Annotated in this window: 23 protein-coding genes; 14 read left to right on the forward strand and 9 right to left on the reverse strand. The window is 59.5% G+C overall.

Features of this window, described 5'->3' with window-relative positions:
- Window positions 1-4 precede the first annotated feature (4 nt).
- Entirely contained in the window at window positions 5-748 is a 744-nt protein-coding gene (locus tag EXN68_RS24605) for an amino acid ABC transporter permease (protein WP_161596375.1), read from the reverse strand.
- Between the two features lie 91 nt (window positions 749-839).
- Here EXN68_RS24605 and EXN68_RS24610 point away from each other — a divergent pair, with 91 nt between their 5' ends.
- The 3 genes from EXN68_RS24610 to EXN68_RS24620 all read left to right on the forward strand — a co-directional run bounded on the left by EXN68_RS24610 (window position 840) and on the right by EXN68_RS24620 (window position 3,420).
- Window positions 840-1,601 carry an SDR family NAD(P)-dependent oxidoreductase gene (locus tag EXN68_RS24610; protein WP_142843363.1) on the forward strand — a complete coding sequence of 254 codons (762 nt, stop codon included), beginning with the start codon at window positions 840-842 and terminating at the stop codon, window positions 1,599-1,601.
- A 64-nt stretch (window positions 1,602-1,665) separates the two neighbouring features.
- Window positions 1,666-2,568, forward strand: coding sequence for a substrate-binding periplasmic protein (locus EXN68_RS24615; protein ID WP_161596376.1), 903 nt, complete (start codon window positions 1,666-1,668; stop codon window positions 2,566-2,568).
- Between the two features lie 51 nt (window positions 2,569-2,619).
- Window positions 2,620-3,420, forward strand: coding sequence for an amino acid ABC transporter ATP-binding protein (locus EXN68_RS24620; RefSeq protein ID WP_269835159.1), 801 nt, complete (start codon window positions 2,620-2,622; stop codon window positions 3,418-3,420).
- A 339-nt stretch (window positions 3,421-3,759) separates the two neighbouring features.
- Here EXN68_RS24620 and EXN68_RS24625 read toward each other — a convergent pair whose 3' ends face one another.
- Genes EXN68_RS24625 through EXN68_RS24635 form a run of 3 tightly spaced genes read right to left on the reverse strand, consistent with a single transcriptional unit; the run spans window position 3,760 to window position 5,597 of the window.
- Window positions 3,760-4,308 (reverse strand): gamma carbonic anhydrase family protein, encoded by a 549-nt coding sequence (locus EXN68_RS24625; protein WP_142843365.1) that lies wholly within the window; start codon window positions 4,306-4,308, stop codon window positions 3,760-3,762.
- Entirely contained in the window at window positions 4,305-4,973 is a 669-nt protein-coding gene (locus EXN68_RS24630; RefSeq protein WP_142843366.1) for a dioxygenase family protein, read from the reverse strand. Before EXN68_RS24630 ends, EXN68_RS24625 begins: the two co-directional genes overlap by 4 nt.
- A gap of 15 nt (window positions 4,974-4,988) precedes the next feature.
- The gene (locus EXN68_RS24635) at window positions 4,989-5,597 is read right to left on the reverse strand and encodes a dioxygenase family protein (protein WP_142843367.1); all 609 of its coding nucleotides are present in this window, start codon (window positions 5,595-5,597) and stop codon (window positions 4,989-4,991) included.
- A 78-nt stretch (window positions 5,598-5,675) separates the two neighbouring features.
- Between EXN68_RS24635 and EXN68_RS24640 the strand changes: the two genes are divergently transcribed.
- Window positions 5,676-6,467, forward strand: coding sequence for an IclR family transcriptional regulator (locus EXN68_RS24640; RefSeq protein ID WP_142843368.1), 792 nt, complete (start codon window positions 5,676-5,678; stop codon window positions 6,465-6,467).
- Between the two features lie 2 nt (window positions 6,468-6,469).
- On the opposite strand, the gene EXN68_RS24645 is transcribed toward EXN68_RS24640, so the two are convergent.
- Together EXN68_RS24645 and EXN68_RS24650 are read right to left on the reverse strand one after the other, a co-directional pair.
- Entirely contained in the window at window positions 6,470-7,345 is an 876-nt protein-coding gene (locus tag EXN68_RS24645) for a beta-keto acid cleavage family enzyme (RefSeq protein ID WP_142843369.1), read from the reverse strand.
- 1 nt (window position 7,346) lies between these two features.
- A complete protein-coding gene (locus EXN68_RS24650) occupies window positions 7,347-8,687 on the reverse strand; it encodes an aspartate aminotransferase family protein (RefSeq protein ID WP_142843370.1) in 1,341 nt (446 codons plus the stop codon).
- Window positions 8,688-8,775: 88 nt separating this feature from the next.
- On the opposite strand from EXN68_RS24650, the gene EXN68_RS24655 reads away from it, so the two are divergent.
- The 10 genes from EXN68_RS24655 (at window position 8,776) to EXN68_RS24700 (ending at window position 18,201) form a co-directional block, all read left to right on the forward strand.
- Window positions 8,776-9,954: a CaiB/BaiF CoA transferase family protein gene (locus tag EXN68_RS24655; RefSeq protein ID WP_142843371.1), complete on the forward strand. Its 1,179-nt coding sequence runs from the start codon at window positions 8,776-8,778 to the stop codon at window positions 9,952-9,954.
- Window positions 9,951-10,829, forward strand: coding sequence for an SMP-30/gluconolactonase/LRE family protein (locus EXN68_RS24660; RefSeq protein WP_142843372.1), 879 nt, complete (start codon window positions 9,951-9,953; stop codon window positions 10,827-10,829). Before EXN68_RS24655 ends, EXN68_RS24660 begins: the two co-directional genes overlap by 4 nt.
- 14 nt (window positions 10,830-10,843) lie before the next feature.
- Complete coding sequence (locus EXN68_RS24665) at window positions 10,844-11,743, forward strand: dihydrodipicolinate synthase family protein (protein ID WP_142843373.1); 900 nt, start codon at window positions 10,844-10,846, stop codon at window positions 11,741-11,743.
- Entirely contained in the window at window positions 11,743-12,036 is a 294-nt protein-coding gene (locus EXN68_RS24670) for a (2Fe-2S)-binding protein (protein WP_237681483.1), read from the forward strand. The genes EXN68_RS24665 and EXN68_RS24670 overlap by 1 nt, the downstream gene beginning before the upstream one ends.
- Window positions 12,033-13,454: an NAD(P)/FAD-dependent oxidoreductase gene (locus EXN68_RS24675; RefSeq protein ID WP_142843374.1), complete on the forward strand. Its 1,422-nt coding sequence runs from the start codon at window positions 12,033-12,035 to the stop codon at window positions 13,452-13,454. Before EXN68_RS24670 ends, EXN68_RS24675 begins: the two co-directional genes overlap by 4 nt.
- On the forward strand, window positions 13,451-14,551 hold the full coding sequence (locus EXN68_RS24680; protein WP_142843375.1) for an NAD(P)/FAD-dependent oxidoreductase: 1,101 nt from the start codon (window positions 13,451-13,453) through the stop codon (window positions 14,549-14,551). Before EXN68_RS24675 ends, EXN68_RS24680 begins: the two co-directional genes overlap by 4 nt.
- A complete protein-coding gene (locus EXN68_RS24685; RefSeq protein WP_142843376.1) occupies window positions 14,548-15,333 on the forward strand; it encodes an SDR family NAD(P)-dependent oxidoreductase in 786 nt (261 codons plus the stop codon). Before EXN68_RS24680 ends, EXN68_RS24685 begins: the two co-directional genes overlap by 4 nt.
- 136 nt (window positions 15,334-15,469) lie before the next feature.
- A complete protein-coding gene (locus EXN68_RS24690) occupies window positions 15,470-17,002 on the forward strand; it encodes a sensor histidine kinase (protein ID WP_142843377.1) in 1,533 nt (510 codons plus the stop codon).
- A complete protein-coding gene (locus EXN68_RS24695) occupies window positions 16,999-17,598 on the forward strand; it encodes a response regulator transcription factor (protein ID WP_142843378.1) in 600 nt (199 codons plus the stop codon). Before EXN68_RS24690 ends, EXN68_RS24695 begins: the two co-directional genes overlap by 4 nt.
- Before the next feature lie 114 nt (window positions 17,599-17,712).
- Window positions 17,713-18,201, forward strand: a complete 489-nt coding sequence (locus EXN68_RS24700; protein ID WP_237681484.1) for a GlcG/HbpS family heme-binding protein — start codon at window positions 17,713-17,715, stop codon at window positions 18,199-18,201.
- 513 nt (window positions 18,202-18,714) lie between these two features.
- Here EXN68_RS24700 and purU read toward each other — a convergent pair.
- The 3 genes from purU to EXN68_RS24715 form a co-directional block, all read right to left on the reverse strand.
- Complete coding sequence (gene purU / locus EXN68_RS24705) at window positions 18,715-19,599, reverse strand: formyltetrahydrofolate deformylase (RefSeq protein ID WP_142843379.1); 885 nt, start codon at window positions 19,597-19,599, stop codon at window positions 18,715-18,717.
- Window positions 19,600-19,678: 79 nt separating this feature from the next.
- Window positions 19,679-20,614: an electron transfer flavoprotein subunit alpha/FixB family protein gene (locus EXN68_RS24710; protein WP_142843380.1), complete on the reverse strand. Its 936-nt coding sequence runs from the start codon at window positions 20,612-20,614 to the stop codon at window positions 19,679-19,681.
- Window positions 20,615-20,639: 25 nt separating this feature from the next.
- Window positions 20,640-21,389, reverse strand: a complete 750-nt coding sequence (locus EXN68_RS24715; protein ID WP_142843412.1) for an electron transfer flavoprotein subunit beta/FixA family protein — start codon at window positions 21,387-21,389, stop codon at window positions 20,640-20,642.
- Window positions 21,390-21,400: the final 11 nt, after the last annotated feature.

The following is a 21,400-nucleotide window of genomic DNA, read 5'->3' on the forward strand; positions in this document are numbered from 1 at the left end:
GCGCTCACAGCCCCCTGCTTTCGTTCAGACGGTTCTCGATAATATTCACCAGCATTGAAAGAAGCAGCATGGTCGTGATCAGCAGTGCTGCGACTGAAATGTAGGCTTCGAAAGGCCTGTAGTGGTTCAGACTGATGTCTTGCGCGGCAAAAATAAGTTCTGGTACCGCGACGACGGCAGCATAGGTGGACGCTTTGAAGCAGATCACGAAGACATTAAGCAGAGGTGGGATCACGACTCTGATCACCTGAGGAAATAGAACCGTACGATTGATGCGGTAGTCTGAAAGGCCAAGCGCTTTGCCGGCCTCGATTTGTCCGACGTCGATCGAATTGTAGCCGGTGCGAAAGATCTCGGACGCGAAGGCTGAACTCATAATACCGATCGCGATGATGATCGCCTGCGGACCGGACAATGCCAGACCGAACTTCGTGGCAATACCGAAGTAAATCCACAGAAGCAGGAGATACATCGGGAGACCCCGAACGATCTGCACGTACACGTAGGAAATCCCGTTGGCAATCTTCGAGCGCGATGCGGATCCGAGATATGAGATGAACCCGATGACGCATCCGATCGCGAAGCCAGCAAGCGCAAAATAGAGGTCATAGGCCAGCCCCCAGAGAAAGCGTGGCCACTGCGCCAGAACGATCGAGAAATCGAGGTCCATTTCGTTCCCTTTCAAGCCCAGTTCCATCTTGAGCGTCTGATTATCGATACGCCGACGGAGGCGCTTCGTCAACATCATATACGATTTCATATTGCAAGTCAGATAGTTTCGGTTCATAAATATAGGCAAGGGAACTTCTTGAGGCCCTTCGCGACAGATTGGATGAACGATGCGATTTTCAGGAAAAGCTGTTCTTGTCACAGGCGTTGCGAGCGGTCTCGGGAGAGCAGTAGCGCAGGCGCTGGCGGTCGAGGGGGCACAGCTGGCCCTTGTTGATCGTGCAAGAGAACCGCTCGACCAACTCGTTTCAGAACTTCAAAAGAACGGCTGCGAAGTTATTCATTTCGTCGGCGACGTCGCGCAGGAGCAGACTTCCAAGGAAGCAATTGGTCTGGCTCTTCGGCAGTTCGGCAAGCTTGATATTTTGATCAACAATGCCGGGATCAATCCCACAGGCACCATTTCACAGACTGATCCGGCCACTTGGCAGCATGCTTTAGACGTCAATCTCAAGTCGGCGTACTTGTTTTGTCGGGAAGCCATTCCGCACATGATCGAGGCTGGCAAAGGGGTGATCGTCAATACGGCGTCGATTGCCGGGCAACGCGCCTCAACAGGCGAGTCCGTTTACGGCGTCTCTAAAGCCGGTCTGATCATGCTGACGCGGACAATCGCGCGAGATTATGGAGCGCGGGGCATTCGGGCGAATGCGATCTGCCCTGGCGTATTGGAGAGTGTCATGGCGGATCGTCTGACACGCATGTCTTCAGATCAAGTCCTGGCACGTGATCAGCGGTTTGCGCCAACTGTTCCGCTTGGTCGCTTGGGGACCTACGAAGAAATTGCCAAGTCTATTTTGTTCTTGGCGAGCGAGGATGCCAGCTACGTCAATGGCGCGCAGCTGACAGTAGACGGCGGTCTGACCGCCTAGAAAAATTGCACCCCGCTGTCTCGGGCTGCATGCCGATAACCACATTGAAAAAAGGGGAATGCTCATGCATACGAAGAAAGACAATGAAATGCAGGCTGACCGACGTTCGCTTCTGACTGCCGGGTTGTTTGCCGGAGGCGCTGCGGCCGTGGTGCTGGGAGCTAGTGGTGCCGCCCAAGCTCAGGATGCCAACAAGGAGTCCGTTTTGGACAAGGCGATCCGCACCAAGAAAATTACCGTTGCGGCTAGCCTGAAGTATCCGCCGAACCTCTATCTTAACGATAAGGGCGAACCGGATGGCTATGAAATCGCCATCATCCGCCGAATGATGAACGATATTTCCCCCGACATTCAGGTGGAGTTCGCCGACATGGACTTCGGCCAGATGTTTGCCGCCGTTGAGTCAGGACGTGCCGACATGATGACCACCGGCACGATCTTGCCGAGCCGATCGCTACGGGGGTGGTTTGCAGGTTGCGCCGTTACGTTCCAGCCGGTTTACATCGTCGGACGACAAGCTGCGGAATTGACATTCGATCAGATGAACAACTCCAGCTTCAAATTCGCGGCTCTTCAAGGCAGCTCGCAAGAAGCAAAGATCCGCGCGCTCTATCCCAAAGCCTCAGTATCGGTTTTTCCCGACCAGACCGGAGCCATTGGCGAGGTGATGTCTGGTCGAGCCAATGCCACCCTGCAATCGCTGTTCACGATCGTGAATACCAAAAAGCAAGGCGTCGACCTCGCGATCATCGGCAACGCGCCGGCCTATGTGGATCACAATACGTTCTTCATGCCGACCGGCGATATGAAGATGTACATGTTCGTGACCAACTGGCTGTTGTTCAACGCCGCCGGCGGGATCATCAACTCCTTGTACCGCGAATATATTGGCAAGGACGCAATTGCAGCCGGTCTGCCATATCTCGCAGTCGGTCCTGGCGGCAGCCCGCTTCGCATTGAAGCCTAAGCCTTCTGGGGCGGCTTGACCAGGCCGCCCCGCTTCGGCAAGGAGCGCAAATTGGAACACGTCAATACAAAAAAAACCGTCATCTCGCTGCGAGGTGCAAGCAAATGGTTTCCAAGTCCCGATCTTCCAAACGTTCGGGGTCTGAACAATGTCTCGCTGGACGTTCTCGAAGGGGACGTGGTTGTTCTTCTGGGTCCTAGTGGCTCGGGAAAGAGTACCCTCCTCAGATGTCTTAACCTGCTGACCATCCCGGATGAGGGACACCTAAGGGTGGGGTCGATTGAGTGGGATGCGCAGATCTATCACGGCACGCGCTCAAAGGAACGTCGCTACAAGCGCGACTTCCAAACGCTTCGCCGCGAAACCGGGATGGTTTTCCAACATTTCAACCTTTTCCCTCACATGACGGTGCTGGAAAATGTGATGTGCGGCCTCATCCACACCAAGGGCCTTTCCAAGGCAGAGGCGAGGGAGACCGCACAAAAGGAGCTCTCCAAGGTCGGGCTTGCTGACCGGGCAGAGCACTTTCCCGGTCAATTGTCAGGTGGACAGAAACAACGGGTCGCCATCGCACGTGCTATCGCGACGAAGCCCCTCGCAATGCTCTTTGATGAGCCAACATCTGCCCTCGATCCGGAATTGCGTGGCAGCGTCCTGTCAGTGATGCAGGATCTTGCCAGGGAAGGTATGACCATGGTCGTCGTCACCCATGAGATGGGTTTTGCACGGGCCGTTGGCAATCATATCGTCTTTCTGGAGAACGGTGAAATCATTGAGGAGGGCATGTCTGCCACATTCCTCGACAATCCCAAGACCGACCGCGCAAAACGATTTCTATCGGAAATCGCCTAAAGCCAGCACGGATGACAGAGCGAGGGAATACACGCAAAGGAACGGCCGAAGGTCAGGAGTTCAGAAGGCGTCGAGAAACCGATAGCTCGCAGGGCAAAGGTGCGACAACATCCTAAGGTTTCTCATCGTCGTCCGATAGTCCGGGAGCGAGGCGGTAGCCGGCCAAGACGAGGGTGTCGATGTCCAATGCTGGGCTGATGCACATCAGCGCGCGTTTTGAGCGCTGAAGCCTCACGGTCCGCCGATCCTCTCCTCACGGGCAGCTCAAATAGGAGGCTTGTAGCCTTCGATCTCGCGATGCCACTTGGCCTTACCGCATTGGCCTGACCGGGGCATCGATCAAGCCAGCGGGAGTGGCGTTAGATGATCCCGGAACTGCGATTTATTCCAGACATACTTCCGCGCCGTCCGCTCCATCCCCTCGATTGCCTCGGGCGTAAGCGGGCGTGTTACCTTGGCCGGCATCCCCACCACAAGCGATCCATCAGGGATGTCCATCCCCTCGGTCACCAGCGCGCCTGCGCCGATCAGGCAATTCCGTCCGATCCGGGCTCCGTTGAGAACAGTGGCTCCCATACCGATCAGGCTGCCATTGCCAATGGTGCAGCCATGCAGCATGGCCTTGTGGCCAATCGTACAGCCAATGCCAATGGTCAGCGGAAAGCCGGGATCGACATGTAGCACGCAATGTTCCTGAATGTTGCTGTTTTCGCCTATGACGATGGGTTCATTATCGCCGCGCAGCACTGATCCCCACCATACTGAAGCGCCGGCTCCAAGCGTCACCCGACCGATAACTCGCGCATCCGGCGCGATCCAGAAGTCGCCATCCGCAGGAAGGCTGGGGGAGTGATCCCCTAGCCCATAAAGGTTTGACGGCGCACTCATTCGAAGAAGGTCGCGTTGCGGCCGCCGACGACAATGTTGAACCTGAAGCCTTTCTCAACGTCGATTCCGGGCGTGTCATAGGGCTTGCCGATGTTGCGCTCGAATGCGTCTCCCATCAGGATTGCCATCGGGTCGGTCGCGTTGTTGGGTTCGTCCGGGAAGTACATCTGGGTGACCAGCCGAGCTGATCCGCCGCTGACCGATAGATGAATATGCTTGGGCCGCCAGCGCCCGATGTCAGGGCGGGCCAGATAAGCGCCAGGGCTGATGGTCCAGAACCGGTAGTTGCCGTCATCGTCAGTCAGCACCCGACCCATACCGAGGAAGCGATCGTCGAGCTTCAGGCCTGAGTGATCCTCGACATGGCGGTAACGGCCATAGTGATTGGCGTTCCAGATTTCCAACAGCGTGTTGCGCAGTGGTCTGCCGCTTTCGGTCCGCACGGTTCCCGTCACCTCGATAGGAATGCCGTCGGCGCGGGTAAGATCGGGTGAAATCCGGGTCATATCCCATTCGTTCTGGCGAGAAAGCACTCGCGCGGGCAGGTAGGGCACGAAGCTTTCGCGGGCCGCAGCAGGGATCAGGCGCAGCCGCTTGCGCGGCGTCCGCTGATCAGAGGTGTTGTCGGTCGGCCCTATTCCGAGCTGCCGTCCAAGTTTTGTCATGTTAGCATCCTCCTATCAGCTTTCGAAATCGTCGAAGAACGGGGTCTCATTCTCCCCGGCCATCACTATATCCAGACGATAGACCTCGGCCCCGTCCACCGTGCGTCCGTCCGGTCGCGCGATCAGCCGTGAGCGATCCGCATCGTCCAGTTCGGAAAGCAACGGGTCTTCGTCATTGCCGGGTTGGTCGGCAAAGAAGACCTGCGTGACGATTCGGCTTATCCCGTCTGAGAACAACGTTACCGTGATGTTCGGCGCTCGGCCCTCGGCGGCGCCGGGAAGAATGGTACGGAAGGAATATTCCCCGCTGGCACTGCGAAGCCTACCGTAGCCGTAGAACCAAGGGTCGATATCGGCGTGCCCCGCCATTCTTGGCGTGCGATACACCCCCTTGGCATTGGCCTGCCAGAACTCCATGACGACACCATTGGCCAGATCCCCATGCCGGTCCAGAACGCGGCCGCGAAGGATGATACGCTGCCCGCTGGCCCCGCCGATCACGCCCGGATGAATGCGGGTCAAATCTTCCAGGCTTTCATCTCCGAAATAGATCGGAAAATAGGGGCCGCAGGTGTCTTCATTGGTCGGTGCCAGGGCATTTTCTTTTCGATGCTCCTGTGTCATTGAATTTCCTCCGTTGAACCTATCCGGTTTTAGATATAAAACGTCGGCGCAAATCTTGACAAAAGACTGGCCCGACGCGTGAGCGAATCCTCCAACCATTCCATATACTTCGTCCCTGGCCTCCACCGGGGGCTGCGCGTTCTCGAAATCCTTGGCGAGGCGGGCAAGCCGATGTCGCTTAGCGAAATCTCGCAGGTGATGAAGCTCAGCCGGTCGTCGGTATTTCGCCTGATCTATACGCTGCGGCAGATGGGCTTCCTCAAGGAGGCAGAACAGGCCAACAGTTACACATTGGGCGCACGGGTTTTGAACCTTGGCTTCGCCTACCTCAATCAATTGCCGATCACGACAATCGCACGCCCGCATCTTTCGGCGTTGCGGGACAAGACCGGCGTCAGCGCCCATCTGAGCGTGCTTGAGGGTCACGACGTTCTCTATCTCGGGAGCCATCAAGCGCGCACGGGGTTCGTCTCGAATATGGTAACGGGAACGCGCACCGCCGCCTATGCATCGGCGATCGGATGGTGCCTTCTGGTGTCGCTGAGCGATGACGAGCTTGAGGCGTTTTGCGAGGGGCAGGAGATGACCGCCTATACCGAGCACACTCCGACCAACGCCGCAGCGCTCAAGTCCCGCGTCGATCAGGTGCGCGCCCAAGGTTTTATCGTCTCGCGTGGGTTCCGGGAACCCGGCGGATCCAGCGTTGCGGTTCCAGTGCGCGACAACAGCGGGAAGGTTGCCGCATGCATCAATATCTCTGGGCCGGACACCGGCTTCGACTTCGATCGGCTTGATAGCTTCTACATCCCCGAAACCCGGGCGACTGCGTTGCAAATCTCGCGCGAGATGGGATATGGCGGGCCTGGCTGACATCAGCTTAGACCAAGGATAGTGCGGGCCTCCCCGGAGCTGGCGATCGTGCCGCCAAGGCTGTGGATGATGGAAGTGCCCTTTTCCACCAGTTGCGCGTTCGACCGGCAGTATTCACCCTTCTCGATATAGGCCGTGTCCTCCATCCCGATGCGGCAGTGACCGCCCAGAAGGAAGGCTTGCGCTAGCATCGGGAAGGCCATCCGTCCAATCCCGAAGGCTGCCCATTCCGTCTCCTCCGGCAACTGACTGACCAAGTAGGCCATGGTCTCGGGGTTGGCCACCGCGCCGAAGCGAACGCCCAACACCATCTGCACCATCAGCGGTTTCTTGATAACGCCGCGCGAAAGGAAATCCTTCAGCATGTGCAAATCGCCGGAATCGAAGATCTCGATCTCAGGCTTTACGCCGGCCGCGTAAATCCGCCCTGCCATGATCTCCAGGTTACGTGGCGTGTTGATGACGCTAGCTTGACCCGACCACATGGTGTTGAAGTCGAGCGTGCAGATATCAGGACGCAGCTCTTCGACATGGGCCACGCGCTTGTCGGGTGCACAAAGCGTCGAGCCGGGCGCGGCAATCTGCGGATCGTCGTCAGAGGGGATGAAACGGCCGCCCTCACCGGTGGTCAAATTGAGGATGACCTCCTCATCCTGTTCTCGGATCCGCTGCACGAGTTCGCGATAGAGCTCGAGCCGCATTGAGCCCTTGGCGGTCTCGGGATCGCGCACATGCAAATGCACGATGGAGGCTCCCGCCTTGGCAGCGTCCAACGCCTGTTCGGCAATCTGTTTCGGCGTGATCGGCAAATGCGGGCTGTTTTCAGGCGACATCAAATTGCCGGTGATGGCGGCTGTCAGGATGGTTTTCTTGACCATGTCACTTCTCCACCTTGTTAAGAACCGTTTCGACCGCTCGCGCGAGCAGGTCAACGATGCGCGCGATCTCGTCCGGGGTCGAGGTATAGGACGGGGCGAGCAGGACGTGGTCTCCATTCGTCCCATCGGCGCAGCCCTGCGCCGGGTAGCACATCAAGCCGAGATCAAGCGCGGCTCTCTGGATCTTTTGCGATAGCCTCGCTGCGGCAGGAAAGGACGCCTTTGAGGCTTTGTCCGCTACCAGCTCTACGGTCCAGAACAAACCTCGGCCCCTGACATCACCGATATTGGGATTTTGGCCGAACCGTGCGTTAAGCGCGTCACGCAGCTGTTCCCCGCGCGCCCTGACGTTTTCAAGCAGGTTCTGGTCCTGGATCACTTTCTGCACCGCAAGCGCGCCGGCAGTGGCGACGGCGTGGGACATATAGGTGTGTCCGTTCCAAAGAAGGCCGCTACCGTTCTGAATCGCGGCAACGACCTTCTCGGCGGCCATGACGGCGGCGATCGGCTGGAATCCCGCGCCAAGACCCTTGGCAAGCGTTGTGATGTCAGCGGCTATACCTTCCTGTTCCAGCGCGAAAAGGCTGCCGGTGCGCCCCATGCCGCACATGACCTCGTCGGCGATTAATAGAACGCCGTGCCTGTCACAGATCTCGCGAATGCGCTGAAAATAGCCTCTCGGAGCGGGTTGCGTGCCGAGCGAAGCCCCGACCACCGGCTCCGCCACGAAGGCCATGACGGTGTCGGGACCAAGTTCGCGGATGCGCTGGTCCAGCAGGTTCGCCATGCGCTCTGCGAATGCAGCCTCGGATTCGCCGTCGTGGCGCATCCTGTATTCATAGGCGGCGTCGATGTGACCGACGTCCATCAACAGCGGCCGGAAGGGTGCCCGCCTGCCGGCGTGCCCCCCGGTCGCCAGTGCTCCCAGTGTGTTGCCGTGATATGAGGGGGCCCGTGCGATGATCCGCGTACGTGCGGCTTCCCCGCGTTCAAGATGGTACTGCCGCGCAAGTTTCAGCGCCGCCTCCATCGCCTCGGATCCGCTGCCCAAAAACATCACCCGACCATCGCCTGTGCCTTCGGGTGCGCGTTCCACAAGGAAACTCGCAAGCTCCTCGGCCGGTTCGTTGGTGAAAAAGCTCGTATGCGCAAACGCGACCCGGTCGATCTGTCTCTTGATGGCGGACCTGACCCTTTCGTTATCGTGGCCGAGGCACGACACAGCGGCGCCGCCGCACGCATCCAGGTAGCGCTTACCGCTCTCGTCGATCAGAAAGTTTCCGTCTCCGCCGACAACAGTTGGAAGCGTCGCGTCGAGAGAGCGGTGCAGCACGTGGGACATGGGCTCGATTCCGTCTTGCATATAGAACAGCGTTTTGTATACTAAACAACATTAAAGGACTCAAGCGATTTCCTCTCGCGGTGGAAATATGGAGTTTGTCGTCATGGGCGCTTTGGCCGGCCTTCGGATTATCGAGGTATCGCAGGTTCTCGCCGGGCCGTTCTGTGGCTATCAGTTTGCATTGCTTGGGGCAGAGGTTATCAAGGTCGAACTGCCCCACTCGCCCGATTGCGCGCGCGGGCGCGGTCCTTTGCCTGCATTGAATGCGGACGGAATAGGACTGACCTACCAGGTGCAGGGTGGCAATAAGAAGTCGCTGGCCCTCGACTTCCGCGCCGAACCGGGGCGTGCGGCGCTTCTCAAGCTGGTCGAAAGAGCAGATGTCTTTCTGGAGAACTACTCCACCGGGGTGCTGGATGGCTTCGGGTTGGGCTATGAGGATTTGCGAAAGTGCAATCCGAAGATCGTTCACTGTTCGATGACCGGGTATGGCGAAACGGGGCCGAGGGCAACCAAGGGCGCTTATGACAATACGATTCAGGCCAGTTCGGGTACCATCGCGCAATGCGACGGCCAGAAGCCAGGAGTGTCCTTTGTCGATTACGCGGCTGGTTATTCTGCTGCTTTCGCCATTTCCGCCGCGCTCCTGCAACGCGAACGTACAGGGGAGGGATGCCATATCAGCGCCTCTATGTTGGAGGTGGCGCTGTCGCTAATGGCGCCGGAAGCAGCATCGAAACAGGTCCCCGAGGCAAGGCTGAAGGTTCCCGAGGCGGGTATTTCGGCCTTTGACACGGCGGATGGCCGCCTGATGCTGGGGGCTTTCAAGCCGACACAATATCGCAAGCTCGGCGCGTGCCTCGCGTCGCTGGGTCATAATATTCCACTTCTCGCTGGCGTCAGCGACTGGAACGATGTCGAGAGCCATTCAGCCGCGATCCGCGCCTCGCTCGAGCCGGTATTCCGCGAGCGCACCGCAGAGGAATGGCAGGCGGTTCTCGAAGCCGCCGACATTCCTGCCGAAAAGATCCTGCCGCTGGAGGAGGCCGTTGCCTCGCCTCAGATTGCAGCACGGGGCTATTTCGCACCGTCTCCCGACGATCCCTCGATCCCCCTGCCGCTCGCCGCCTATCGGATGAGCCTCGGCGGTCCGATGCTAACTGGCGCGCCGCCCAAACTGGGGCACCATAACTACCAGATTTTGGAAGGTCTGGGATATAGTCCGGAAGAGATCGCGGCACTTCGGAATTCTGGGGTGATGCAATGACTCTCCGGCTGACCGCAGAACCGGCCTTCTATTTGCCGGAGGAGTTACGCCACAAGGGCGAGCCGTCTGCCTGGGCCAAGATGACCCGCCCGGGGCAGCCGATCCATTCTTTCCTCGAGGCTGCCTTCTTTGACGAGGCGCGCAGCCTGTGGCTTTCGGACGTGCCCTATGGCCGCGTGTTCCGCGTCTCGCCCGAAGGCGCGTGGGAAGTAATGCACCGGATCGACGGCGAACCCCATGCCATGCGCATAGCACCGGACGGTCGCCACATCGCGGTGGACTACCGCCAAGGACTAATCGAGTTGACCGGTCATGATAGTTACAACGTGCTGACGACCGGCTTCGAAGGCCAGTCTTTCCTTGGGCTTTCCGATATGTGCTATGGAAAGGACGGCACGCTTTGGTTCACCGATAGTGGCCGCACCTCATTGAGCGATCCGCGCGGGCGGGTCTATTGCATTTCGGCCGCGGGCGACATGCGCCTGCTGCTCGATCGCGTCCCCTATTCCAACGGGATTTGCCTGTCGCCGGACGGCGCCTGGCTCTATATTGCCGCGACCCGTGCCAACCAGGTCTGGCGGTTGTCCACCTGCCTGCCCGAGATGGGTCAGCCGATGGCGGGCACTTTCTTGCAACTCTCCGGCGGATTAGGGCCAGACGGACTGGCCACCAATGCCCGGGGTTGGCTGGCCGTGGCGCAGGCGCAGGCCGGGCGAGCGTATGTTTTCGACGAGCTCGGCGACCCGATCGCCGAGGTTCGCTTGCCTAAAGGGCTTTGGACAACTTCCGTGACCTTCCACCCGGACGACCAGACCCGCCTTTTCATTGTCGATGCCCAAACAGGCACCGTTTTCACCGTCGACATTCCTGATTGAGGGATCCTAGTTCAATGAAAAAAGAAGACCTCTACGGCTACGTGCCCGCCATCGTCACGCCCTTCAGCGACACGGGCGAGATCATCGAAGACGCCTTTGTCGAGTTGTTCGAGTTCCTGATCAATCGCGGGGCGACCACCATCTGCATCGCGGGCGACAACGGCGAAAGCTGGGCGCTGTCGGCGGCTGAGCGAGGCCGGCTGGTGCGACTGGCCAAGGATACCGCAAAAGGCCGCGTATATGTGATGATGGGCATTTCCGCTCCCACGATCGCCGCTTCCCTTGCCTATGTCAGAGCTGCCGAGGAGAACGGCGCGGATGCGCTACTATCGATGCCTCAGACCTATGTGTTGAAAGCGTCTCAGGCGGAGCTCATGGCACGGTTCGACAAAGTTTCGGCGGCGACGGCCAAGCCGCTTGTGCTGTACAACTCGCCCCGCCGGATGGGTTTTTCACTGAGCGTGGACCAGACCGAAACCCTGATGAACAACCATAATGTCATAGGCATCAAGGAAAGTCAGCGTGACTTCTTCTACCACACCCATCTCTTGCAGCGCCTCGGCGACAAGATGTCAGTGATGACTGGTCCTTGCCACTATATCCTGCCGAATTTTGCGCTCGGGGCCAAAGGCTTCATCGCCACTGGCCCTGAATTCACAGACCTGAAGCCGTCCGAAATGGCGACCGTCGGCGCCGGTGCCCCTGATGCGATCTGGCGCCACGCCCATTACCAGCTTACCGTCCTTTATGAATTGCTGATGGGTACTGCCACATGGCCCGCGTCCTTCAAGGCGGCATTGAACTTGATCGGCCTGCCCGCGGGCGTTCCGCGCGATCCGGTCATGCCTGCAACCGTAGACGACATCGACAAGATCAAACGTACCTTCGACCAGCTTGGGATCAGCTATTCCTGATGCGCCTCACGCCCGATCAGTCCAGCCATGTTCGACGAACGCCGTTAGTGGATTTTACCTTCGACGGTACTGGGGTTTCTGGCCACGACGGCGAAAGTCTGGCGGTCGCGCTGATGCGGGCCGGCCATCTGCACCTGCGCGACGCTCCCGAAGATGGTGGAGCGCGCGGGCTGTTCTGTTGCATGGGGCTGTGCCAGGAATGCGTCGTGCGTATCGACGGTATGGTGGTCGAAAGCTGCCGATCTACCGTCGCGCAAGGATTGGCAGTCACCTCGTTAAGGCGGCAATCATGATGCACAATAGCGATGTCGCCGTGATCGGAGCAGGTCCTGCCGGAGCGAACGCTGCACTGGCCGCCGCGCGCCATGGCTTTTCCGTCACCCTGATCGACGAGCAACCCAGAGTCGGGGGTCAGGTCTGGCGCGCTAAGAGCGCCGCTATTCTGGAAGCTCCCGCTACGCCTGAAACTGTGGCGGGAAATCGGCTGCGCCAGGAAGTCGACGAAAGCTCTGTCACCCATCTCAGTGAGGCACGGGTCTGGCAGATCGAACGGTGCGAAGGGGGCGCGAATCTCTACCTGCTGCGGCAGGGCCGCAGTGACGTTCTGCACGCGCGCGCCCTGATCATCGCCACCGGCGCACGCGAATTCGTGCAGCCGGTGCCCGGCTGGACGACACCGGGGGTGCTGGGATTGGCGGGCGCGACGGCGCTGTTCAAGCAGGAACTGGTACTGCCCGGCAAACGCACGGTCGTCTCAGGCACCGGGCCGCTGGTATTCTACGTCGCATCCGAAATCCGCCGTCTGGGTGGTGAGGTAGCCGCAGTCATTACCCCCAACAGCCGGGGTGACTGGCTTCGCTGCCTTCCAGCGATGGCATCACGCCCTGATCTGCTGTTGCGCGGCGGCCGTTGGATCGCCGATTTGGTCCTGAGCGGCGTACCGATCTACTGGCGCCATGCGGTAACACGGGTTGAAGGCGAAACCCAGGTCACCGGTGTCGAATTCCGCAAGCTTACCGCCGACTGGTCGCCGACTGGTGCAGTACGACGCATCGAAGGCGACAGTTTGTGCCTCGGCAACGGACTAACCCCGACCACCGAGGCCGCGCAACTGGCAGGGTTGGGACTGGAGCATAGCCCCCGCTTAGGCGGATGGATACCGTTACACGGCGTGGACGGAACAACCGACATCGCTAGTATTTTCCTGTGCGGTGATGGCACCGGCATTCGCGGCTCGACGGCGGCAGAAGTTCACGGCCGGCTGGCCGGTTTAAGCGCCGCCGAGCATCTAGGCGCCGATACCAAGGGCGAACGCGACCGCCTACGCGCCGTCTACGAACGGGCGGCCCGCTTCGGCACCGCGATGACTGGCCTTAGCCTTCCCCGCGCGGGGCTTGCGCGGCTGACCACCGATGAGACCATCGTTTGCCGCTGCGAAAGCCTCTCACGGGCTGATATCGTTGCAGAGATCTCCAGCGGCGCTGGTAGTACCAATGCCGTGAAGTCAGGCCTCCGTGCAGGGATGGGTCCTTGCGGGGGCAAGTTCTGCCAGACCGCCGTGTCCCGCATGATCGCTGAGGCCGAGGGTGGGGGCGAGGCCGACGTGCCGCCCCCGACACCGCGGCCGCCTCTGCGCCCGGTGCCCGTTGAAGCGCTAGCCGGCGACTTCAACTATTCCGACCTGCCAATCCCAAAGCCCGCACCGCTATGACCATAACCTATGACATAGCCATTGTCGGCGGCGGTATCATGGGCTGCGCAAGCGCGCTTCGCATGGGCGAAGGGGGAATGCAGCCCCTCGTTCTGGATCAAAGCGATCTTGGGCAGGGGGCGTCGGGCGTGAATGCCGGCACGCTGAGCCTGCAGATCAAGCGCGTCCGGCTGATGCCTTATGCGCTGAAGGGCCACCACGAATGGGAAGCAATGGGGGAGGCTGTCGGCTTTCACAAGACCGGCGGCTATACCCTGGCCTTCACCGAACGGGAGGCCGCGTTACTGCACGAGCGCCAGACGCTCAAGGCCGTGGCGGGAGCCCCGATCACGTTTGTCTCGGACCGGCAAATCCGCGAGGCGGAACCGGGCCTGACCCGTAAGGTGTTGGCTGCGAGCTATTGTCCCGAAGACGGCTATGCCAATTCATCATTGACGGGTCAGTATTTCCGTCGGCGACTGCGCGACGCCGGGATCGCGTACCGCGAACGTTGCCCGGTGACCGCAATCGAGCGTGGGTTGAAAGGCTTTACCTTGACTACGGCTGACGGCCAGGTTCATGCCCAGCGCCTGCTTTTAGCGGCGGGGGCCTGGCTGAAGCCCGTCGCGGCACTGCTGGGTGTGGAGTTGCCGGTTCAGGCCCGGATCAACACCGTGTCGGTGACCGAGCGAATGCCGCCGCTGGTCTCCAGCGTGATAGGCCACGCAACTGGACTGCTCACCATGAAGCAAAAGCCCAACGGCTCCGTCCTCGTCGGCGGCGGCTGGCAAGGGCGCGGCGCGCCGCAGGAGGGGCGCGGCCAAGTCATGGCAGAAAGTGTGCAACCCAACCTTGCGCTGGCGCAATACGCACTGCCAGCGCTGGCCAAGGCACGGGTGTTGCGAAGCTGGACGGGGTTCGAGGCCAACGTACCCGATTTTTACCCGCTCGCAGGTGCGCTTCCCGGCGTCGGGAACGCATTCGTCCTAGGCTGTGTCCGGGGCGGCTACACCATCGGCCCCTATATCGGCAAGCTGATGGGAGATTTCATATTGGGCCGGGAGCCTGAACTGCCTCTCTTCGATCCCGCCCGTAGATTTGAGGAGGAAACGACATGAGCCAGATTTCGACCGACCACTGCCGCTTGGACGGCAAACTAGCCATTGTCACCGGTGGTGGTAGCGGCATAGGTGAGGCCACCGCCAGGATCTTTGCCGATGCCGGTGCCACCGTGGTGGTTGCCGGGCGTCGCATGGAGCCGCTGGAGCGCGTGGCGAAGGAGATTGGTGGCCACGCCATTGCCTGCGACGTGTCTGACCAAGAGCAGGTCAAAGCCATGTTCGCAAGCGCGTTGAAGATCAACGGCCGGATCGATGTGCTGCTAAACAATGCCGGCGGCCCAGGTCCGATCGCCTCGGTGGCCGAGGTTGATATGGTTGCATGGGTTGCCTGCATGAACATCAATCTCGTGGGTGCAATGTACTGCCTGCAAGAAGCCGCGCGGATCATGAGCGCGCAGAGATCCGGTTCGATCATCAACATGTCCTCTCTCATGGGAATTCAGGGTTATCCGATGCGCTCGGCCTATGTAGCGTCGAAATTCGCGCTGATCGGCATCACGGAGACCATGGCGCGCGAACTGGGGCCGGTGAATGTGCGCGTCAACGCGCTGATGCCAGGAGCAGTCTCGGGGGAGAACATGGATCGCATCCTGAAACGACGCGCCGAGGCCGAGAGCCGTCCCATCAAACAAATCGAGCGTGAGAACTATACCGATGTGGCCGCGCTCAGACGCTGGGTCGCGCCGGAAGAGGTAGGTCGCGCGGCGCTCTACTATGCCTCCGACCTCAGCTCGGCGATCACCGGCGACAAGATGAAGGTCGACTGCGGACGATTTTGATAAGGGCAGAGCAGGATATTACAGGTACTTTGAACTATGTGAAGGACGAGGGTGTCGGGTGCTCTCAGGCCGCGATTGGATTCTTGTGACCACAACCACTTCTAAACACTGGCTCGTATGCATTGGACTGTGGTTCGTGGCCGTTTCAGGGTTTGCACTTTATTCCTTCGAAACCTCGAAGCAACGGCTGGCCGGTGAGTTGGAAGCGGCCGGCCAGACCTTGCACCGGTTGATCTCCCAGCGCGTGGCACAACACGACGCACACATGACCAGCCTCATTGCGGTTACCAGCGGGGCGCAGCCTGCTCCATTCAGCGCCGTTCGGCACGTGATGGAAACCATCATCCGCTTTTATCCCCGTATCGCTTGGATCGAACTTATCTCGCTCGGCGACGGCGAGCCCGAGGACCACAGGGTGAAAGTGCTGCTGAGAGTGCCAGAAGGCGGAAGCGAGGATCTGGCGGCGCTACGCGGTGCATTCGCGGAACAGGAGCGTGGTAAAATTGCCGTCTACGAAAATCGAAACGGCCGATATCTCCTGGCAAAAAGGGCATCTTTGCCTTCGGAAACCGCAGTGGTGCTTTCCATCGATGCCCGGCTTCTGTCCGATCCCGAGGAACGGCCCGCATGGGCCAGGGTTCGCCTGATGATCAATGGAAAGCTCCTGCTCGATCTTCCAGCACAGGACGGCGTCGATACAGCCGCTTCGTTTATTGCTCCCTTACATTTTGAATCGGTCATCGACGGCGAAAATCAGCGGCTGTCGTTGTTGCTTGATCGGTCCGTGCCACTTGCAGCGCTGCTGCCGGCAAGGCACGCGGTCGGCTTTGGCGTCATGACCGCGCTGGCTTTGATTGCGGCTATGTTTGCGCTGCGGCAGCGATCGACAACGCTGCGGTTGCAGCGGGAGATGGAGGAAGCCGAGGCCCGCGCGGCGCTGCACGAGCGGGAAACATTGCTTGCACATGCTTCGCGCGTCAATGCAATGGGTGAGATGGCGTCTGGCATCGCTCATGAGTTGACGCAACCACTGACAGCGATCCTCAGCCGAAGCCAAGCATCGCTCAGGTTGGCCGGTGCAGACGTAATTGACATTAAACGCATTTCCAGTGCGCTGGAGGTAAACATCCGGGAAGCAAAGCGAGCGGGAGAACTGCTAAAGCGGATGCGCGACTATGCTTCCAACAAGGCGCCGAAACCGGTTCAGTGCTCGCTGAATGAGATCGTCAAAGAAATCATCGCGCTAACCAACATAGATTTGAAGCACCGCGGCATCCGCCTCGAGTACAGCCTCACGCCGGAACCACTGGATGCCGTCGCCGACGCCATCGAACTGGAACAGGTGCTGCACAATCTCATACGTAATGCGGCTGACGCATTGGAAGGAGATTACTCTCAAGCAACGCTCATCCGCATAGAAACGCGAGCAGTGGGCCGCGAGGCCAAAATCATTGTCAGCGACAGCGGACCAGGCATCGCCGTCGAGGCGCTGTCAAAACTGTTCCACCCCTTTTTCACCACAAAGCCTGAGGGGATGGGGCTCGGGCTGTCGCTGTGCGCGACGCTGGTCGAACGTATCGGCGGCAAAATAGAAGCCGAAAATTCCTCAAGCGGAGGGGCAACGTTCACCATTACGTTGCCGCGCGCGTCAAAGAGCGATGCATCGTGAGCAAGTATAAGGTCTACCTAGTCGATGACGACGAAGCCGTCAGAGAGGCGATCGCCTTTCTGCTAGATACCTACGGAGTCACCGCCGAAACCTTCGGTGACCCCAAGACATTGCTTGCGCATATCAACAAGGAGAAGCCAGGTTGCCTAATCGTTGATTTGCGTATGCCGCTGGTTTCCGGGCTGCAACTGCACGCGCAACTGATCGCCCGCGGCATTGACTGGCCCACGATTATGATCACCGGCCACGGTGATGTTATCGCCTGCCGTAGTGCATTCAAAGCCGGCATCCAGGACTTTCTTACAAAGCCGGTTGATGGCGAAGTTTTGTTCGCGGCGCTCCAGCAGGCCTTTGAAAACCTGGATGCGCGGCTGGAGAGGTGCGAGGCCCGACGGCAGTTGGCGCAGTTGACGGGCCGCGAACGCGAAGTTCTCGAGATGATTGCCAACGGATGGGCGACCAGGGAAATTGCAGCAGCGCTCGGCGTCTCAGTGCGTACTGTCGATGCACATCGGGCAAAAATTGCCGGGAAACTCGGGACCAGTTCGGTAGCCGATTTCGTGCGGTTGACACTCACCAACAAGACGACGCAATAGGTAGTTCTACCTACACCGCATGGTGGCAACGCGGATTCTGTGATGGAAGTCGATTAAGTACGACTTGTGCCGGGAAAGCCAGACGCTTCTCCAACCAAAACCAGGAACCACACTGTGATCAAACGTTTTCTCGTAGTAGCATTCGCCTTCAGCTCCACGATCGGCGCGGCCCAGGCCGATCTCCTTACCGAAAAGAATATCCCTTCAGACCTCGCCGTCCGAATGGCGAGTAATGCAGTCGAAGCTTGCGCCGCAGACAAGTATAATGTGAGTGCGGCCGTCGTCGATCGTGCGGGTGTCCTTCGCGCCCTCGTTCGTGCAGACAACGCTGGTCCGCACACCGTTGACTCTTCGCGCGCCAAGGCCTTCACCTCTGCATCGTTGCGGATACCAACCTCGAAGCTGGCGGAGAATGCCGCGAACAATCCAGCTTCGGCCCAAGTGGTCAACATTCCCGGCTTTCTGGTGCTTGGGGGGGGCGTGCCAATCAAGGCTGGCGACGTGGTGATTGGCGCGATTGGCGTCGGTGGAGCTCCAGGGGCGAATCTCGACGAGGCATGCGCTGTCGCCGCAATCAAAGAGGCTGCTGAAGCGCTGAAATAGCCCCGTCCCACGCGCGACGCTTGCCCCCGGCAACTGCCGGGGGCATTCGATTGCTCTGGGCGCTGCGATACTGACGGCGGCGTGCCAATCATATTTGCCCAACATCACAGCGTTTGGGAGAACCTAGGAGGCCAGCTGGTTGATGTCACGCCGCCACGTTTTTGGCGTGCCGGCTGTTTTAGGGGCGCACCCACAGCAGTCGAGTTCTTTCCCCTTGGCTGGCGACCCTGCCGACGGCTGTCGCGGACTTTGTCTCGGCCTGAATTTCGATATGTCGAGGCATCTTACCGAGCGGGAAATCGGTTAGCTGCGCCGGTGCCTGGAGACAGTCGTGGGATCCCGCTTGCCAGGCTCAAAACCAGTTCATGGTTTGGGCGAAGTCGTTTTGCTGATTTTGCAACGCCTTAGATTTTGATTTTGCGGCTGCAGCTCTCGGTGGTCCTTAGTTAGGATCCTTTCAAGGCGCGAGACAAAAAAGCTACTAGTGTCGTCAACTATTTACCACTTATTTTGTCACCCCATTCGCTCCGACTTGTAGGATCCAGGGCTTGCCGGAAAGACAATGGTCTTGTTGCCGTTCATGAAGACGCGGTGGTGGATATGGGCGTGGACGGCACGCGCCAGAGCCTGGCTTTCAACATCGCGGCCGATTGAGACATAATCGTCCGGTGATTGCGCATGGGTGATGCGGGCAACGTCCTGCTCGATGATCGGACCTTCATCGAGATCCTCGGTCACGTAATGAGCCGTAGCCCCGATCAGCTTCACGCCACGCTCATAGGCCTGTTTGTAGGGATTGGCACCCTTGAAACTTGGCAGGAAGGAATGGTGGATGTTGATGATCCGGCCCGACATCTTCTTGCAGACCGCGTCCGAAAGCACCTGCATGTAACGGGCAAGCACGATCAGCTCCGCACCGGACTGCTCGACCACTTCCATCAGCCGGGCTTCGGCCTGCGGCTTGTTCTCCTTGGTCACCTTGATGTGGTGGAAGGGGATGTCGTTGTTGACGATGACCTTCTGGTAATCGAAGTGGTTTGAAACGACGCCGACGATGTCGATCGGCAGCGCCCCGATGTTCCAGCGATAAAGCAGGTCGTTCAGGCAATGGCCGAAGCGGGAGACCATCAGGAGCACCTTCATCCGGTGTTCGCTGTTGTGCAGTTCCCAGTTCATCGCAAACGTGTCGGCGACCGGCTTGAAGCCTTTTTCGATCGCAGCCTGATCAGCCCCCTCCTCCGACATGAACGTCAGGCGCATGAAGAACAGGCCGGTCTGCAGGTCATCGAATTGCGAGCTATCGACGATGTTGCAGCCGATCCCGGCGAGATAACCGGTCACCGAGGCGACGATGCCGCGCGTGGACTGGCAGGAGATGGTCAGGACATAGGCGGGCATGGCTGGGTTCTCGCAGACAACAGGGCTCGTGGCCGCAACGCGATGCTGCGACCGCTTCTCGCGGGTGGAGACTGAGGGATTAGAAGCTCTTCTCGAGTTCCGGCAGCAGTTCGAACAGGTCGCCGACGAGGCCGTAGTCTGCGACCTGGAAGATCGGGGCTTCCTCGTCCTTGTTGATGGCGACGATGACCTTCGAGTCCTTCATGCCGGCCAGATGCTGGATCGCACCGGAGATGCCGCAGGCGATGTAAAGCTGTGGTGCGACCACCTTGCCGGTCTGGCCAACCTGCCAGTCGTTCGGGGCATAGCCCGCATCGACGGCAGCGCGCGAGGCACCGACGGCCGCACCGAGCTTGTCGGCAACCGGAAGGATGACTTCCTGGAACTTTTCAGACGAGCTCAGCGCACGACCACCCGAGATGATGATCTTGGCAGACGTCAGTTCCGGACGATCCGACGACGACAGGGCATTCTTCAAGAAGGTGGAAAGGCCCGGATCAGCCGCAGCCGAGATGGCCTCGACCGAAGCAGAACCACCTTCCGCTGCGGAGGCGAAGGAGGCGGTGCGAACGGTGACGACCATCTTGGCATCGGTGGACTGAACCGTCTGGATGGCATTGCCGGCATAGATCGGACGCTTGAAGGTGTCGGCCGAGACAACCTCGATGATCTCCGAGACCTGGGCGACATCGAGCAGGGCCGCGACGCGCGGCAGCACGTTCTTGCCGACCGAGGTCGCGGCCGAGATGATCGTGTCGTAGTTGCCAGCCAGCGAAACGATCAGCGCTGCCAGCGGCTCGGCCAGATTGTTGGCAAGTCCTGCGTCGTCAGCAACGAGAACCTTCGCTACGCCCGAAAGCTTGGCTGCCTGATCGGCGACGGCCTTGGAGCCGGCAACGAGCACATGAACGTCGACTCCAGTCCCACTGGCGATCTTGGAAGCCGCCGTCAGCGCCTTGGCGGTCTGGTCGGACAGGTGGGTGTTGTCGTGGTCAGCCAGAAGAAGAATGGCCATGATGTAATCTCCTCAAATCTTCCGGTTAGAGCACGCCGGCTTCGTTCTTGAGCTTGTCAACCAGCTCTGCGACGGACTTAACCTTGACGCCCGCCTTGCGGCCGCCTGGTTCCTCGGTCTTAAGAACCTTCAGCCGTGCCGTCGTGTCGACGCCAAAGTCAGCCGGCGTCTTCTTGTCGAGCGGCTTCTTCTTGGCCTTCATGATGTTCGGCAGCGAGGCATACCGCGGCTCGTTCAGACGCAGGTCAGTAGTCACCACGGCCGGCAGCTTGATGTCGATGGTTTGCAAACCGCCATCGACTTCGCGTGTCACGGTCGCCTTGTCGGCACCGATTTCGACCTTGGAGGCGAATGTACCCTGAGTCCAGCCGAGCAGAGCCGACAGCATCTGGCCGGTCTGATTGCTGTCGTCATCGATCGCCTGCTTTCCGACGATGATCAGGCCGGGCTGTTCGGCTTCCGCCACGCCCTTGACGATCTTGGCAACGGCCAGCGGCTCGACGGCATCGTCCGTTTCAACGAGGATGGCGCGGTCGGCACCCATGGCGAGTGCCGTGCGCAGCGTTTCTTCCGCCTTGGCCGGGCCGACCGAAACCACGACGACTTCCTCAGCCTTGCCGGCTTCCTTCAGCCGCAGAGCCTCTTCAACGGAAATCTCGTCGAACGGGTTCATCGACATCTTCACATTGGCAAGCTCGACACCCGCACCATCCGGCTTAACCCGGATCTTGACGTTGTAGTCGACAACACGTTTGACCGTGACCAAGATTTTCATCATTCTAGTTT

It is taken from the genome of Martinezella rhizogenes (genome assembly GCF_007002745.1).
Classification (GTDB): Bacteria; Pseudomonadota; Alphaproteobacteria; order Rhizobiales; family Rhizobiaceae; genus Agrobacterium; species Agrobacterium cucumeris.